The sequence below is a fragment of the Vibrio sp. Vb1337 genome, assembly GCF_033338715.1.
GTDB lineage: Bacteria > Pseudomonadota > Gammaproteobacteria > Enterobacterales > Vibrionaceae > Vibrio > Vibrio alginolyticus.
Map to the genome: position 1 here is coordinate 73,020 of NZ_JAWOTD010000009.1, position 16,601 is coordinate 89,620.

General features: G+C 44.8%; 12 protein-coding genes. 8 read left to right on the top strand and 4 right to left on the bottom strand.

Annotated features, from left to right (window positions below):
* The 3 genes from hemB (at position 1) to polA (ending at position 5,030) form a co-directional block, all read left to right on the top strand.
* Positions 1-1,062 (top strand): porphobilinogen synthase, encoded by a 1,062-nt coding sequence (hemB, locus tag R7E42_RS12055; RefSeq protein ID WP_031777176.1) that lies wholly within the window; start codon positions 1-3, stop codon positions 1,060-1,062.
* 127 nt (positions 1,063-1,189) lie between these two features.
* On the top strand, positions 1,190-1,624 hold the full coding sequence (locus R7E42_RS12060) for a GNAT family N-acetyltransferase (protein WP_005379245.1): 435 nt from the start codon (positions 1,190-1,192) through the stop codon (positions 1,622-1,624).
* A gap of 619 nt (positions 1,625-2,243) precedes the next feature.
* On the top strand, positions 2,244-5,030 hold the full coding sequence (gene polA, locus R7E42_RS12065) for a DNA polymerase I (protein ID WP_053303417.1): 2,787 nt from the start codon (positions 2,244-2,246) through the stop codon (positions 5,028-5,030).
* A gap of 747 nt (positions 5,031-5,777) precedes the next feature.
* Here polA and yihA read toward each other — a convergent pair.
* Positions 5,778-6,437 carry a ribosome biogenesis GTP-binding protein YihA/YsxC gene (gene yihA / locus R7E42_RS12070; protein WP_017635019.1) on the bottom strand — a complete coding sequence of 220 codons (660 nt, stop codon included), beginning with the start codon at positions 6,435-6,437 and terminating at the stop codon, positions 5,778-5,780.
* Positions 6,438-6,596: 159 nt separating this feature from the next.
* Between yihA and R7E42_RS12075 the strand changes: the two genes are divergently transcribed.
* The 5 genes from R7E42_RS12075 (at position 6,597) to hemN (ending at position 11,305) form a co-directional block, all read left to right on the top strand.
* Entirely contained in the window at positions 6,597-7,214 is a 618-nt protein-coding gene (locus R7E42_RS12075; RefSeq protein WP_005379248.1) for a c-type cytochrome, read from the top strand.
* 838 nt (positions 7,215-8,052) lie between these two features.
* Positions 8,053-8,691: a class I SAM-dependent methyltransferase gene (locus R7E42_RS12080; protein WP_005379250.1), complete on the top strand. Its 639-nt coding sequence runs from the start codon at positions 8,053-8,055 to the stop codon at positions 8,689-8,691.
* A complete protein-coding gene (yihI, locus tag R7E42_RS12085) occupies positions 8,691-9,233 on the top strand; it encodes a Der GTPase-activating protein YihI (protein ID WP_318072702.1) in 543 nt (180 codons plus the stop codon). Before R7E42_RS12080 ends, yihI begins: the two co-directional genes overlap by 1 nt.
* 7 nt (positions 9,234-9,240) lie before the next feature.
* The gene (locus tag R7E42_RS12090; RefSeq protein WP_005379254.1) at positions 9,241-9,729 is read left to right on the top strand and encodes a DUF2489 domain-containing protein; all 489 of its coding nucleotides are present in this window, start codon (positions 9,241-9,243) and stop codon (positions 9,727-9,729) included.
* 184 nt (positions 9,730-9,913) lie between these two features.
* Positions 9,914-11,305, top strand: a complete 1,392-nt coding sequence (hemN, locus tag R7E42_RS12095) for an oxygen-independent coproporphyrinogen III oxidase (RefSeq protein WP_318072703.1) — start codon at positions 9,914-9,916, stop codon at positions 11,303-11,305.
* Positions 11,306-11,374: 69 nt separating this feature from the next.
* Here the strand turns inward: hemN and add are convergent, their stop codons facing one another.
* The 3 genes from add to glnG form a co-directional block, all read right to left on the bottom strand.
* The gene (add, locus tag R7E42_RS12100; RefSeq protein WP_234499168.1) at positions 11,375-12,379 is read right to left on the bottom strand and encodes an adenosine deaminase; all 1,005 of its coding nucleotides are present in this window, start codon (positions 12,377-12,379) and stop codon (positions 11,375-11,377) included.
* Between the two features lie 147 nt (positions 12,380-12,526).
* Complete coding sequence (locus R7E42_RS12105; RefSeq protein WP_138939675.1) at positions 12,527-15,073, bottom strand: EAL domain-containing protein; 2,547 nt, start codon at positions 15,071-15,073, stop codon at positions 12,527-12,529.
* 102 nt (positions 15,074-15,175) lie between these two features.
* Complete coding sequence (glnG, locus tag R7E42_RS12110; protein ID WP_005379267.1) at positions 15,176-16,579, bottom strand: nitrogen regulation protein NR(I); 1,404 nt, start codon at positions 16,577-16,579, stop codon at positions 15,176-15,178.
* Positions 16,580-16,601: the final 22 nt, after the last annotated feature.

A 16,601-nucleotide genomic window follows, 5' to 3' on the forward strand; every position in this document is an offset into this window, starting at 1 on the left:
GTGTCTGTATCAATTCAAGGTCCATTCCCTGCACGCCGTATGCGTCGTTTACGTAAGCACGATTTTAGTCGTCGTTTGATGGCTGAGAACCAACTTTCTGTTAATGATCTGATTTACCCAATGTTCATTCTTATGGGTAAAGATCGTCGTGAGAGCGTGGAGTCCATGCCGGGTGTAGAGCGTTTGTCGATTGATTTAATGCTAGAAGAAGCACAATACCTTGCAAATCTAGGCGTTCCAGCAATCGCGCTTTTCCCTGTCGTAAACCAAGACGCTAAAAGCTTATGTGCTACTGAAGCCTACAACCCAGAAGGTTTGGTTCAGCGAGCAGTACGAGCGCTTAAAGAACACATTCCTCAAATTGGTGTAATCACAGACGTGGCACTCGACCCATTCACGACACATGGCCAAGACGGCATCATCGATGAAGATGGCTACGTAATGAATGATGAAACCACAGAAGTATTGGTTAAGCAGGCTTTGTCTCATGCAGAAGCGGGTGCTGACGTAGTCGCGCCTTCAGACATGATGGATGGCCGAATTGGTAAGATCCGCGAAGCATTAGAAAACGCGGGCTACATTCATACTCAAATCATGGCTTACTCGGCTAAGTACGCATCGAACTACTACGGACCATTCCGTGATGCGGTTGGCTCTTCTTCAAATCTAAAAGGCGGCAACAAGAAAAACTACCAAATGGACCCAGCAAACATTGATGAAGCGATTCACGAAGTGGCGCTAGACATCAACGAAGGTGCGGACATGGTGATGGTTAAACCTGGTATGCCATACTTAGATGTAGTTCGCCGAGTAAAAACTGAACTTCAAGTACCGACATTTGCTTATCAAGTCTCTGGCGAGTACGCGATGCATAAAGCGGCGATCATGAATGGCTGGCTCAAAGAGCGTGAAATTGTGATGGAATCACTATTGTGCTTCAAACGTGCAGGTGCAGATGGCATCTTAACGTACTTTGCGAAAGACGTTGCTGAGTGGTTGGCAGAAGAGAATGCACAAACTGCTCAACACCTAAATCGTACTCCGGAAGCGACAGAAGAGTAATTATCGCTCAGTGAGAAATACCAGACCAACAAGAGTTGTTCGTCTGTATATACCCAAGTAACCTCAGGCGGATTACAACAGTAACAATCCAAGGTGCTTGGGTATTTTTATTTTGGAGAAGAGAACAATGACAATGCTGATTCGTGAAGGCACATTGGAAGAAGCACTTCAAGTTGTGGCGCGTGTTACCGAGTTTTCGAAAGGAGAAACGGTAGACTCCATGACTCAACGTTTAGAAGAGAAAAACAGTTTAATCCTCGTTGCAGAAAAAAATGGCACGATTGTCGGCTTCAAAATAGGTTACGAATTAGAGGATGGTGTTTTCTATAGCTGGTTAGGTGGTGTTGTCCCTGAAGCTCGAAATGAAGGCGTGGCACAACTGCTTTTGGAAGCTCAAGAGGATTGGGTGGCAGAACAAGGCTACAACACATTAAAAGTGAAATCTCGAAACCAGTTTCCGGCTATGCTTCGCTTGTTATTGAGAAATGGCTATATAATTGAAAAGTTTGAAGAAAAAGTAAATCTTCGAGAATCTCGAGTGCATTTCATTAAAGCAATGTGAAAATAAATGAGATTTTTTCTCATTTAACTGTTGACTACGAAATGAGAATCATTATTATTAAGCCTGTCTTAGGGAATGAGGAAAGTTCACAAGGACGTTGAGTGACTTATTAACAGAAGTTAATTAACTGAAAGTTGAGAAGTGATGAAACATTTTTCCGAGAACTTGCACGAATTCTTTTTGACACGACATTGCTCACATTGCTTCCAGTGTAATTTATAGCTTCTTGGTTAAGCTGCTCTATTTACAGAATTTGCTTTACCACTTCTGCTAGGCGACCCCATTCGGGTCGCTTTTTTCTTTTCTACGATTTCTATTTGACGTCACTATTAATATCTTTTCCACATGCGATGATCATTTTAGGATCGTTGATCTTCTCGCCGTTATGCGAATTTGTTGTTATTAATCAATGGTTTGGGTTGGTGTTTTCTTGTGTTTTTTGTTATTGGATAACCAGTGGATAATTTCTATAAACAGAGTTATCCACAGGAGGTGGTGTTTTCGTGAATAAAGTCGGAAAAATTTACGCGACCTAGATCGAGCGAACAAGATAGATTCAGATCAGCAGTCATGGCATCCTAGGCAGATCTCTCAAGTACTGAATTGGATACAGACAATTATGGCAAGTATTCCTGAAAATCCGTTGATCCTTATCGACGGCTCTTCTTACCTATATCGCGCTTTTCACGCCTACCCGGGCACCATGAGCAATGGTGAAATTCCAACTAATGCTGTTTACGGCGTCGTGAACATGTTACGCAGCATGATGCGTCAGTTTGCGTCTGAGCGCATCGCGGTGGTTTTCGATGCAAAGGGAAAAACCTTTCGTGATGATATGTATGCAGAATACAAAGCGAATCGTCCGCCAATGCCGGATGACCTGCGTTGTCAAATTGAACCATTACACAATGTTATTCGTGCAATGGGTTTGCCGCTGATCTGTGTTCCTGGCGTCGAGGCGGATGACGTCATCGGTACGTTAGCATACCAAGCATCACAAAAGGGCATGCCTGTATTGATCAGTACTGGTGATAAAGACATGGCGCAGCTAGTGGATGATAACATTACCTTGATCAACACCATGACGAACGTCGTAATGGATCGTGAAGGTGTGGTTGAAAAGTTTGGCATTCCACCTGAGTTGATCATCGACTACTTAGCACTGATGGGCGATAAAGTAGATAACATTCCTGGTGTACCGGGTGTCGGTGATAAAACAGCGACCGCACTACTGCAAGGTATTGGTGGTCTGACGAAGTTGTATGAAAACCTCGATGATATTGCAGGGCTTGGTTTCCGTGGTTCTAAAACCATGGCGAAAAAGCTCATCGACAACAAAGAAAATGCCATGCTTTCGTATGAGCTCGCGACCATCAAATTGGATGTTGAGCTTGAGGAAACGCCAGAATCATTGCTGAAAGCGGAACCAAATAAAGACGAATTAGTGAAGCTGTATGGCCAACTGACGTTTAAATCTTGGTTGAATGAACTACTTGAAGGCGGTTCTGGATCTGTGGAGGCCGTAGAGCTTGCAGGATCTTCACAAGCTTCTTCTTCTCAAGCCGAGATGGAAACTTCTGCGGTAACAATCGATCGCAGCCAATATGAAACAATTCTGGATAAAGAAACCTTCAATGCTTGGCTAGATAAACTTCAAACGGCTGAGCTGTTTGCATTTGATACGGAGACCGATAACCTAGATTACATGCTAGCGAATCTAGTTGGTTTGTCATTCGCTGTCGATGAAGGTATTGCGGCTTATGTGCCAGTTGCACATGACTATTTAGATGCGCCTGAACAGCTTGATCGTGATTGGGTACTAGAACAGCTGAAGCCAATTCTTGAAGATGCAGCGAAAGCAAAAGTCGGTCAAAACTTAAAGTATGATGCGTCTGTACTCGCTCGTTACGACATTGAGCTAAAAGGTATTAAGCACGACACGATGTTGGAATCGTATATCTACAACAGTGTCGGCGGTAAACACGATATGGACAGCTTGGCGCTTCGCTTCCTACAGCACAGCTGCATTTCTTTTGAGCAAATTGCAGGTAAAGGCAAAAATCAGCTTACGTTTAACCAAATCGAACTGGAACAAGCATCGCCATACGCGGCAGAAGATGCGGATGTGACCCTTCGTCTGCACAATCGCTTGTTTGCTAATATCGAGCAGGATGAAAGCCTGAAGACAGTTTACGAAGAGATTGAAATGCCGTTGGTGCCAGTTCTTTCGCGCATTGAACGCACTGGGGTCTTTATCGATGAAATGAAGCTGAGTGCGCAGTCGGTCGAGATTACCGCTCGCCTTGATGAGCTTGAAAAGAAAGCGTACGAAATTGCAGAGCAAGAGTTTAACATGAACTCGCCAAAGCAATTACAAGCCATCCTATTTGAAAAAATGGGTTTACCGGTTGTGAAGAAAACGCCATCAGGCACACCATCGACGAATGAAGAAGTTCTGCAAGAACTCGCGCTAGACTACCCACTACCAAAACTGATTTTGGAATACCGTGGTTTGGCGAAGCTAAAATCAACTTACACCGACAAACTGCCGAAGATGATCAACCCATCAACGGGGCGCGTGCATACTTCTTACCACCAAGCAGTGACTGCAACGGGTCGTCTATCTTCTACTGATCCGAACTTACAGAACATTCCAATTCGTAACGAAGCTGGCCGTCGTATTCGTCAAGCGTTTGTCGCGCCATCAGGGCATAAAATCTTAGCGGTCGACTACTCGCAAATCGAACTGCGCATCATGGCGCACCTTTCTGGCGACCAAGCTTTATTGAATGCATTCCGTGATGGCAAAGATATCCACGCGGCAACCGCAGCAGAAATCATGGGTGTTTCTATTGAGGACGTTTCAAGTGAGCAACGTCGTCGTGCGAAAGCGGTTAATTTCGGTCTTATTTACGGCATGAGTGCGTTTGGTTTGGCGAAGCAATTAGGCATTCCTCGTGGTGAGGCTCAAGCGTACATGGATACATACTTTGAACGTTACCCAGGCGTGATGCAGTACATGGAAGACACACGCAGCACAGCAGCAGATAAAGGGTATGTTGAAACGATTTTTGGTCGACGTTTGCATTTGCCAGAAATCAAATCGCGCAACGGGATGCGTCGTAAAGCTGCTGAACGTGCGGCAATCAACGCACCAATGCAAGGTACGGCAGCGGACATCATTAAGAAAGCGATGCTGTTGGTTGATCAGTGGATTCAGGAAGAAGGCAATGGTCGTGTGAAGTTATTAATGCAAGTACACGATGAATTGGTCTTTGAAGTTGAAGAGTCATCATTGTCCGAAATTGAAAGTAAAGTACAGAAATTGATGGAATCTGCAGCAGAGCTAAAAGTACCGTTGGTTGCAGAAGCAGGTCACGGTGATAACTGGGATCAAGCTCATTAGTCACTTTTAGACCAAAATAACCAATTAATTATGAGCCAGCGCACAAACGCTGGCTTTTTTTTGAGATTAAAAAAGCTAGCGCAAAGTTAACTTTGATGTTGCTTAATAAAAATTTCATGAAAAAAAACTACAAAAATTCTTTGCAATTCTGACCAATTGTTGTACATTAATACTCGTAGGGTACAGAGGTAAGATGTTCTATCTTTCAGACCTTTTGTTTCACGTTATTGGATTAGGCTGATTCAGCCGCCCCAGTCAGTTTTTGACTGGGGCGTTTTTTATTGGGCGAAAGAAAATTATTCTTTTGGATCAGCAGCTTAAAGTTAGCCTTCAAAAACCTTCTTTTTTGACCTTTCTAAGTCACTGCAAAATCTCGATTTTTCCTTCAAATTTATTGCGTTATTCATCCTGTAAATTTACGCCAGTCACACTATTATTTTTTCTTGAAAGAAACTAAGTTACATCTTTTTGAAGATTTGCTTGGCTTAACTGTCTGAATTGTAACACTATTGGGTGTTTTTGGAGTGAATGTTTGGTGATACACAGGAAACAAGAGCGCTTTTTAACCTATTGAAATCGAATCTCAGTTCAGCAATGCTTCGTCACATAACAATAATTACCAATTTTTCTCTCCCGTTATCCCTGCCAGGAAGGCGGGGATTTTTATTGCCTGTTATTTAGTTCAGATAAACAAAAGCCCCACCAAATGGCAGGGCCGTGTCGAAGAAATTTAACAAATATTGTTAATTATTCTTCATCGCTCGCTGGTATCTCTTGTTCGTCTTCTTCTATCAGGTGTGCTAGTGCTGGTGCAAACCAGGTATCCAGTTTTGCACGTAGCTGATCGACACCTAATCCTTTCAGTGAAGAGAACACATCAACAGAAACGTCACCACCGAAAGTTTCTACTTGCTTACGAACTTTCAGTAGAGTTTGTTTGCGTGCACCACTTTTTAGTTTATCTGCTTTGGTTAGCAAAACTTGCACAGGAATGTGGCTATCGATGGCCCAGAAAATCATTTGTTGGTCGAGATCTTTCATTGGATGACGAATGTCCATTAGAACCACTAAGCCTTTTAGGCACTCGCGTTTCTGTAGGTATTCACCCAAAGATTTCTGCCATTTGTTTTTCATCTCTACCGGTACTTGAGCAAAACCGTATCCAGGTAGATCGACAATGTGACAACCTTCTTCTACTTTGAAAAGGTTGATTAATTGCGTACGACCAGGTGTCTTTGATGTCTTGGCTAAGCTTTTTTGATTAGTTAGACGGTTAAGTGCACTCGATTTACCAGCGTTTGAGCGTCCTGCAAACGCAATTTCGACACCTTCGTCTTCCGGCAGGTGACGAATATCGGGTGCGCTGGTGATGAAATGCGTATTTTGGTAATGAATTTTTACGCTCACTGTTAACTCCATCTCGACTTTGTGTAGTCGATTGATTACTTTTTTGTGAAAATGTGTAAAATAACCGTGCTCGGCATAAGGTCGCCTATTGTACCATGAGTGTACGCGGTATGTTCACATTCCGTGGTACTGGAAGCTTGATAATTATAATGGAATGTCATGAAGAAATTAGCGCTAATTTTGAGTCTTTTAGCCAGTTGCTCAGTATGGGCCCAAGGTAATATTGAGGCTGGTAAAGCAAAATCACAAACCTGTGTCGCCTGTCACGGAGCAGATGGCAACAGTGCAATAACAACGTACCCGAAACTCGCAGGCCAACACGCTAAGTATCTTGAGAAGCAGTTAAAAGAACTTAAGCTAGGCATGACAAGTGGTGGTAAACAAGGTCGTTACGATCCTGTAATGAGTGGTATGGCAATGCCACTGAGCGATGAAGATATCGCAGACCTATCTGCTTACTACGCTTCGCTACCAGTTTCAGAAAACTCAACACCTGAAGATGTAGTAGCAAAAGGCAAAACGCTTTATACCGCTGGTGATGCCGAGCGTGGCCTAACCGCATGTATTGCATGTCATGGTCCTCGTGGCAATGGTACTGAGCTTTCAGGTTTCCCGAAAATTTCTGGTCAGCATGCTGACTACATCAAAGCTCAGCTAGAAAAATTCCGTGATGGCGACCGTGGTAATGATATGAATGCCATGATGCGCGACATCGCGAAGAAAATGACAGACGAAGATATCGAAGTGCTGTCTAAATACGTTGGCGGTCTGCACTAATATACCTAAATCGCTCAAGATCCTGCATCTTGAGCTGGTTGGGTAGATGTCCCTACGTCGTTCGAGCAACTTGTACAAAAATGCCCTAGTGAATCCACTAGGGCATTTTTGTTCGTGACAGATATCACAGTCGAGTTTGGATGCGAAAGCGATAGTTGGCTCGGCAGTTTGTGAGACATTTGCCATACTTGATGTTGGCTTTTTCTTGTTAGTGTTTTTAAGTTTTTGATTAAATGATAATTTTGATTTTTTAGAAAAATAGGCGGATTATTTTTTCAACCCATTACTTGTGAGCATAACGGGATGGCGTAAAGTAGAAGTCGTTCACAGGGAGTGAATGTAAGGATTTAAGACCACGGTTTAGGTCTCCAAGGATGTAGCTCGGATGCTTGGTGATTTAGAAAGGGATTTAGATAGGTAGGGAGCCTATCAGATAAGGATGGTCATCTCGTCTGACGGTTAAGACAGTGAAACGGATCAGGCACAGGAAGTTGCTCAGTAGACAGGAAGTAAACGGATAGCCAAAACTCATCAGGAAGATGAAAAACAACTCTTTTTGGCAGGGAAAGCTCTAAAAACAAAGGGATCATTGGTGCACCAAATGTGTGCAACACAGTTTCGCCAATTGATGGCACTTAGAAAGCGACAGTCTGACTGTCGCTTTTTTTATATCCGTTGACTTGCTCAGTCGTAACTTGAATTGAGATTACTGCACTTATTTAGCTTTATAGGTTGTAAACAAAGTTTTTTAATAAAAATTGCTGAAAAAATACTCAACAACACTCCAATCCGAGTTCACTTTCTGATATGTTTCGCATCCCTGTTTGAGGAAGTCAGCATGCATACCTGTCCTTTATGCCAAAATCAGCGCACTCACCATTATTTTGAAGATAAGCGTCGTGAATATCTTCAATGTGAGCAGTGCAGCTTGGTATTCGTAAATCCAGACCAACGTTTGGATGCGGAAAGCGAAAAAGCTCACTATGATTTGCATGAGAACAACCCCGATGATTTGGGTTACCGACGCTTTTTGTCGCGTATTGCTGACCCGATCACAGAGCGAATTTCTCCACAATCAAATGGTATCGACTTTGGTTGTGGTCCTGGCCCAACGCTCTCCTTGATGCTGGAAGAGGCGGGGCACAACATGGCGTTGTACGATCTCTATTACCACCCTGATACGTCGGTTTTAGAAAAAACGTACGACTTCATGACAGCAACAGAGGTGATAGAGCACCTCTACCACCCAGATTTGGTGTGGAAGCAATGGTTGAATTTAGTTAAGCCAGGGGGCTGGATAGGCCTGATGACGAAAATGGTCATCGACGTGGAGGCTTTCAAATCATGGCATTATAAGAACGATCTCACTCACGTAGTGTTCTTTAGTCGTGACACGTTCCAGTTCCTAGCAGAGCGGGATAAGCTCGAACTCGAATTTATTGGTAATGATGTAATTTTACTGAGGAAACCCCAGTAATGAGCCGTAGTAAAAAATCTAGAAAGCCGGGTGCCGCTGGTGCACCTGAGTTTGTTGTAACTCGTAACCGTACAGAATCTGATGTGGAAGGTCGTTTACGCAAGCGTGCTAAAAAACGTAAAGGTCTGAAAACGGGTAACCGTAACTCAGAAGTTAATGAGCAGAAAAAGCAAGCTGCTGCACAAAATCGCGACCCGCGCTTAGGCAGCAAAAAGAAAATACCTCTGATTGTTGAACCTGCGAAGAAAATGACGAAGCAAGAGCGTCGTTTGTCGGCAGAGCAAGAACTAGAGATGCTAGAAAATGACGCGCAATTGAACGTGTTGCTAGACCGTATTGAAGCGGGTGAAAACCTGGGCACAGGTCTACAGAGATTCGTCGATGAGAAACTTGATCGCATTGAGAAGCTAATGGACCAACTAGGTTTGTTGGAACCTGAAGAAGAGGAAGACTTCACTGCACCTGCTGAGAAAAGCACGCGCAACGATGATGACTTGCTGGCAGATTTCGACGACATTAATTTCGACGACTATAAAGGATAATTAAGCTATGAATGTAACCTTATTAGCTATTGCTGGTGTTGTGATTATCATCGCACTCGCTTCTTATGCAGGTTACCTTCTGCTTCAATTGAAAAAGCAAAAGGAATTGCAGCTGAAGCATCAAAAATTGGCGATAGACAAACGTAACGCCAACATTTTTGAGAATGTGCATACCTTGTGTCAGGCGGGCATTCAAGGCCAGTGCGATTTATCTGAAATCAGTATCCGTGTGTATAACATCATGGATTATGTACAAGGTGAAGACCGCGTTGATTTCGATAAAACGTACCCTGCGATTTCTGAGCTTTACCACATCGTGAAAGATATGGCGCGTGGCGAAGAACGCCAACAACTTGCCAAGAAAGAGCGTATGCAACAGAACTTGACGCGTCATAAAGCGGAAAGCCGCCTCACTGATGCGATTATTGAGGAGCTCAAAGTGTTGCAGAAAAACGTCCAGCCACTGAATAATCAAATCAATATTCAGATGATTTAAGCGCGACCCCCAATAGTCTCCTTATGGCTAATGGGGGTATCGTGATCACGCTAGCACTTCTTTAGTTTTATACTTAAAAAGCCAGTCGGCGTTGCCACGCTTGTCATCGTCGTATGGCAAAATAGCGGCTCTGAATATCGGGTGACGGCTTTCGTTGCCCTAGCATTTAACGGAAAGTACCACCATGTCGAATCAACACACTGAATCGAAACAGCAAATCGTCTGGGATCAAGCGGTATTGGATAAGTACAACTATTCCGGGCCTCGTTATACGTCGTACCCAACGGCGCTGGAGTTTCATGAAGCGTTCACCATTTCTGATTATGATATGGCATGCACTCAATACCCAGAACGCCCATTATCGCTGTACGTACACATTCCGTTCTGCCACAAGCTTTGTTACTACTGTGGATGTAATAAAGTCATTACGCGCCACTCGCACAAAGCGGATGAATACCTCGACGTGCTTGAACACGAAATTCGTCAACGTGCTGCATTACTTGTGGGTCGCACCGTGACGCAATTGCATTTTGGTGGTGGTACACCGACGTTTCTCTCTGAAAAGCAAATCACGCGTGTAATGAGCCTGCTACGCCAAGAGTTTACTTTTAGTAGCGATGCTGAAATCAGTATCGAGGTTGACCCGCGTGAAATCGAGCTGACCATGCTGGATCATCTGCGTAGTGAAGGCTTCAATCGCTTGAGCATCGGTGTTCAGGACTTCAACAAAGAAGTGCAAAAGCTGGTGAATCGTGAGCAAGATGAAGAGTTCATCGTTGCGATGGTTGCGCGCGCAAAAGAGTTAGGCTTTCGTTCGACGAACCTAGATTTAATTTACGGTTTACCGAAGCAGACCAAAGAATCTTTTGCCAAGACTCTAGAACAAGTGCTAGAGATGCAGCCGGGCCGTCTATCCGTGTTTAACTACGCGCACATGCCACAGCTATTTGCAGCGCAGCGTAAGATTAAAGACGAAGACCTGCCAAAGGCAGAAGAGAAGATGGCGATTCTGCAAGACACCATCGCGACACTGACCGGTGCTGGCTACCAATTTATCGGTATGGACCACTTTGCTTTGCCGGACGATGAACTTGCTGCTGCCCAGCGCGAAGGTATTTTGCATCGCAATTTCCAAGGCTACACCACACAAGGTGAATGTGACTTGGTTGGCTTTGGTGTTTCTGCAATCTCGATGATCGGCGATGCGTACGCGCAAAACCAGAAAGAGCTGAAGAAATACTACGCTCAAGTCAACGAACTTCGTCACGCTCTATGGAAAGGGGTCTCTCTGGACTCCGATGATTTGCTCCGTCGTGAAGTGATTAAGCAGCTGATTTGTAACTTCAAGTTAGACAAGAAAGCCATTGAGTCTGAGTTTAAAGTGAAGTTTGAACAGTACTTTAAAGAAGACTTACAGCTACTTCAGACCTTCATCAACGATGAGCTGGTGGAAGTGGATGACAATGAAATTCGTGTGACGCTGCGAGGTCGTTTGCTGATCCGTAATATTTGTATGAGCTTCGATAAGTACCTGCGAGCGAAGGCGCGTCAGCAACAATTCTCTCGTGTTATTTAATCAGAGATACAGATTCAAGATATAAAAAATGCCAGCAGATGCTGGCATTTTTTTATGTTTTCGCTGGATTTAAGCGCGATCTTTTACTTCTTCTCTCAGTTCCGCTTTTTCTGTTTCTGAAAGGAACGCAATCTCAAGGCCATTGATTTGCGCTTGGCGAATCTGGTCTTGGCTCAGACCAGCGGCTGGTGCTGCTACTTCGTATTCGTATGGCAGTTCGATGCCTTCAACCGCTGGATCGTCAGTGTTCAGACACGCAAGAACGCCATGCTCTAGGAACTGCTTGAGAGGGTGGTTTTCTAGCGTTTCTACCGTACTTGTTTGGTAGTTTGACGTCAGGCAAGATTCAATACCAATGCGGTTTTCTGCTAGGTAATCCATCAGTTTTGGATCGTGAATCGCTTTTACGCCGTGACCGATACGAGTTGCGCCCAGCTCATTGATTGCTTGCCACATGCTCTCTGCACCTGCTGCTTCACCAGCATGGACCGTTACCCCAAGGCCAGCATCGCGTACTTGCTTGAAGTGAGACACAAAGCGATCACCCGGTTGGCCTAGCTCGTCACCCGCAAGGTCGACGGCAACGATGTGATCTTTCTGGCTCAGAATGCCGTCCAGTTCTTGTTGACATGCGTCAGTGCCAAATGTGCGACTCATGATACCGATCAGGTTGGCTTTCACGCCAAAATCGCGCATACCTGCTTGCACACCGTCCACGACGGCTTCAACAACCCCCGCTACTGGTAGCTTGTGTTTCATCGCCATGTAGTAAGGAGAGAAACGCAGCTCAGCGTAATCGATTTGTGCATTTAGCGCGTCTTCTACGTTTTCGTATGCGACACGACGACACGCATCTAGATCGCCCAGTACCGCAACACCCCAGTCGAGCTTAGAAAGGAAAGCAACAAGAGAGGGTTCCGCTTCGACAATTTGAACGTGAGGAGTGAGAGACTCAATATCGTACGCTGGTAGGGCAATGCCAAACTTTTGGCCTAGCTCAAGAATCGTTTTAGTACGAATGTTACCGTCGAGGTGACGGTGCAAATCAGTTAGAGGAAGGTTCTTCGTTATCATTTTGTCGATCCGGATAGTTATGAACTGGAACAGGGCCCAAACATCATCTGTGACAATACATGGGTAAGATTTGCAGTTAAGTATAAATAACAGTTGGGTAGATTGTCAGTAGAGGATGACTAGGAAATCAACGATTCTCGCTCTTTTCTACTTCATGTTCACCAAATGTGTTGGCCATTCTTCTAGTGGCATAGGGCGGCTGTAGTAGAAGCCTTGCACCTGATTACAGCCTAAAGAGCGCAGTAATTGTGCTTGATTGCTATCCTCGACACCTTCCGCGACGACATTAGTTTTGAGACCTGCTGTGATATTGATGACGGCAGCGACGACTGAACTGTTTAAGTTTTCTTGTGTGAGTTGATTGATGAAGGTGCGATCAATCTTCAAGCAAGTAAACGGTAGAGAGTGGAGGTAACCCAGTGATGAGTAACCGGTGCCAAAGTCATCTATCGCGATACCAATACCCATTTCACGCAGTTTAGTCATGTTTTCTAGTGTGGTCGGTGCGCTATCAATGATGCGTGATTCTGTGATCTCTAGTGTGAGGTTACTTGCTGGTAATTTCGTGATATCCAATACGCTTGTCACCGTATCAACAAAACTTGGGCAAGATAGTTGATTAACGGAGATATTCACATGCAGTTGGAAGTCCGACGGCCACTGTTTGCTTTCGATCGCTTGGTAAGTGTCGCGACAAGCTTGTAACAGAATCTGTTGGCCGATGGCTTTGATCATGCCGCTTTCTTCCGCGATTGGGATAAAATCTAATGGTGACACCATACCTGAGTCGCTATGCCAACGCGCCAGTGCTTCGGCGCCACACACTGTGCCACTGACGAGATCCACAATCGGTTGGTAATGAGGAATAAACTCTCGGTTTTCAATGCCAGTTTGGATCTTGGTCAGCATTTGCGTACGAAACTTTGAAGCGCTCGCTAGTTCTGGGCTGTAGTGACAAACACCAGTCAGTGAGTCTTGTTTAGCGTAACTTAATGCGATGCTGGCGTTGCGTAACCATAAAGGCATGGTTTCGTTTGGCTGGGTTTGTACAATACCAAGTGAAATCTTCATCACTACATTCTCTCCTTCCACCATAAATGGGGTGGAAAAGAGTTGCTGTAATCGACGCTCGGTTTGTTTAATTTTGGTTTCAGTGTCGACATTTGAGAGAAACACCGCGAACTCATCACCACCAATCCGAGCCAATAATGCGTTGTCACGAAACTGCTGTTTTAGCCTTTCAGCGATGCTGACCAACAACTGGTCGCCGTTGTGATGACCCACACTGTCGTTGATATCTCTAAATTTGTTGATACCAAGTAAAAATAAACTGCCGTGACAAAGATGAGACTGATTTTCACAGATTTCGACCAAACCCTGACGGCTATATAAGCGTGTTAGAGAGTCATAAACTAACTGTTCACGCAATGCTTTGAATGAAGCTCTTAGATTGTTCGCCATTTCATTAAAAGCATGAACTAGTACGGTTGTCTCATACACATAACCAGGCTTTGGCATGCCGCTATCCCAATCCCCATTTGCCAGGTGCTGAGCGGCGGCGGCCGTCGCGTTAATTGGTCTGGTAACTCGGTTGAAAATGATCCAACTGATGGCGATCCCAAATAGGCTTACAATAATGCCAACGAGCCAACTCTCTTGCTGGCTTTTTGGTAACAGGCCGAGAAGCTCGGACTCCGAAATGGAGGTGCCAATAAACCATGTTAAGCCATTTTGGTCTCGATACGGGGTTAGCCGACTGAAAATACGTTGTCCATCATGTTCAAATGAAAAAGTATAAGGTTGCTTGGTGTTGTTGAGATCGAAAGACCGGACGCGGCTCGCACTGATTTTGATGATCGGGTCTGCGTTTTCAGCGGCAAGCAAACGCTGCCCTTTATCCGAAAATTTTGTGCCCCATGAGATGACGCTTCCCGGGCCTGAGTGAGCGATTAAACGATGATCTGGGTCCATGATGTAGACCGACGCTTTAGTGTTGTATTTTAACTCGCGCAGGAATTCGTTGAATGTATTGATACGAATGTCTGTCACCAAAACACCAGCAAATTGGTCGTGTTTGTACACCGGCGTCATGGCTGATAGCGTAATATCCTGGCGTTCATCAGCGTTGGTATAAATTTCAGACCAAGTGGCGTTTTGGCTCTCCGCAACGGGCTTATACCATGGGCGAGTGCGAGGATCGTATTGGGAGATAACCGTTCGAATGTTGTTACTCACATGGTTGGTCCCATAAATAACCAGATCACCATCGGTGTAGCGATCTTGCACCATTAAGGTGTAATCGTCGGAAAGCTCGCGGCGAAAGCCTGCAAAGTCGCCGTTTTCTGAACCAAATGCGATTACATCCAACTGTGGTATCGATTGGTAAAGATTTTTGAATGCACTCAGCAGGTAGTTTTGAATGTCTGAGGTATCGTGAGGGCGATAAAGGTTGTGATAGCTGACGTTGTGCGCGAGAGCCATAACCGCAGTAAAAGGCTTACGTAGATAGCTATTGAGGTGGTCGTGGACACTTTCGGTTAACACGGAAAGTTGCTTGTCACTGATATCCGTGACCACTTCTTCGTAACTTTGTTTTTGGACGTAGACAATGACACCGATCGCCAGTAAGAAGATCATGACAAATGGAATCAAAACAGCAGTACGCAGTGTAATTTGAGTCGTAGCAGTAGACATCGCCTAATCACATAGATGGTGGTGCGCCACAATTGTACTGATGTTTTTATTAATATCGAGTGACAAACGACGCTCGTTGTTAATGCACCACGTAAGTGATTGTCAGTACAATTCTTTTAATTTTCTGGTGAGTGTATTTCGCCCCCAGCCTAATACTTTAGCGGCATCTTGCTTATGACCTTTAGTGTGCTCTAAGGCTGCTTCTAATAAAATGCGTTCAAATTCTGGTAAAGCGTAAGAAAGCAGTTCTTTATCTCCTGCTGCGAGTGAATGCCGTGCCCAATCCGCCAATTGTTCTTGCCAACTACCATGTGCAGAGTCTGAAATGGATTTTTTCTCTTCGAGTAGTTCGCTTGGCAAGTCATTTGGTAACACTTCGCTACCACTGGCCATAACGGTTAACCAACGGCAAATATTCTCTAATTGACGCACGTTGCCAGGCCAATCAAGACGGTTAAGAATCTCTACGGTCGACGGGTGGAGAGTCTTTGTTTCCACACCAAGCTCATCAGCCGCACGGATAAGAAAATGCTGTGTAAGCTTTTCAATGTCTTGCTTACGCTCACGCAGTGCCGGGATCTGAACGCGAATCACGTTTAAGCGATGAAATAGGTCCTCACGAAAGTCACCTTCGTGCACCAGCTTTTCTAAGTTCTGGTGTGTTGCCGCGACAATTCGTACATCGACACTGATCGGAGAGTGACCGCCCACTCGATAAAACTGCCCGTCAGCTAGAACGCGTAGTAAACGAGTTTGAATGTCCAATGGCATGTCGCCGATTTCGTCTAAAAATAGAGTGCCGCCATTGGCTTGTTCGAATCGTCCTTGACGAACATTGTTTGCTCCCGTAAACGCGCCTTTTTCGTGGCCAAACAGTTCTGATTCGATCAAGTCTTTGGGAATCGCCGCCATATTGAGCGCAATGAAAGGTTTGTTAGCACGTGGACTGTGACGGTGCAGTGCATGAGCAACGAGTTCTTTACCCGTGCCCGATTCACCGTTAATCAAGACTGAAATAGAGGAGCGAGAAAGACGACCAATGGCGCGAAACACCTCTTGCATCGCTGGTGCTTCACCGATAATTTCAGGCGTTTCTGCTGGAATGTCTTCTGGAGAGAGCTGCTCGCGTTTGTTTTCGTGGCTGTGTGCAATGGCTCGTTCAACCAGAGTTAAAGTTTCATCAATATCAAAAGGTTTTGGTAAATATTCAAAAGCACCTTTTTGGTACGCATTCACTGCTGCATCTAAATCTGAGTGCGCGGTCATGATAATCACGGGAAGGTCTGGGTAATCGCGCTGTACTTGTTTTAGTAGCTCCAACCCATCAATACCTGGCATGCGAATGTCTGATACTAGAACATCCGGCACTTCGCGTTCGAGCGCCATTAACACGCTTTCTCCATCGGCATAGGTTTCACATTTGATGTTGGCAGAGGAGAGCGTTTTCTCCATTACCCAGCGAATTGAACTGTCGTCATCAACGACCCAAACATATCCTTTACTCATGTAGTAATCCTTGCAGCAAACC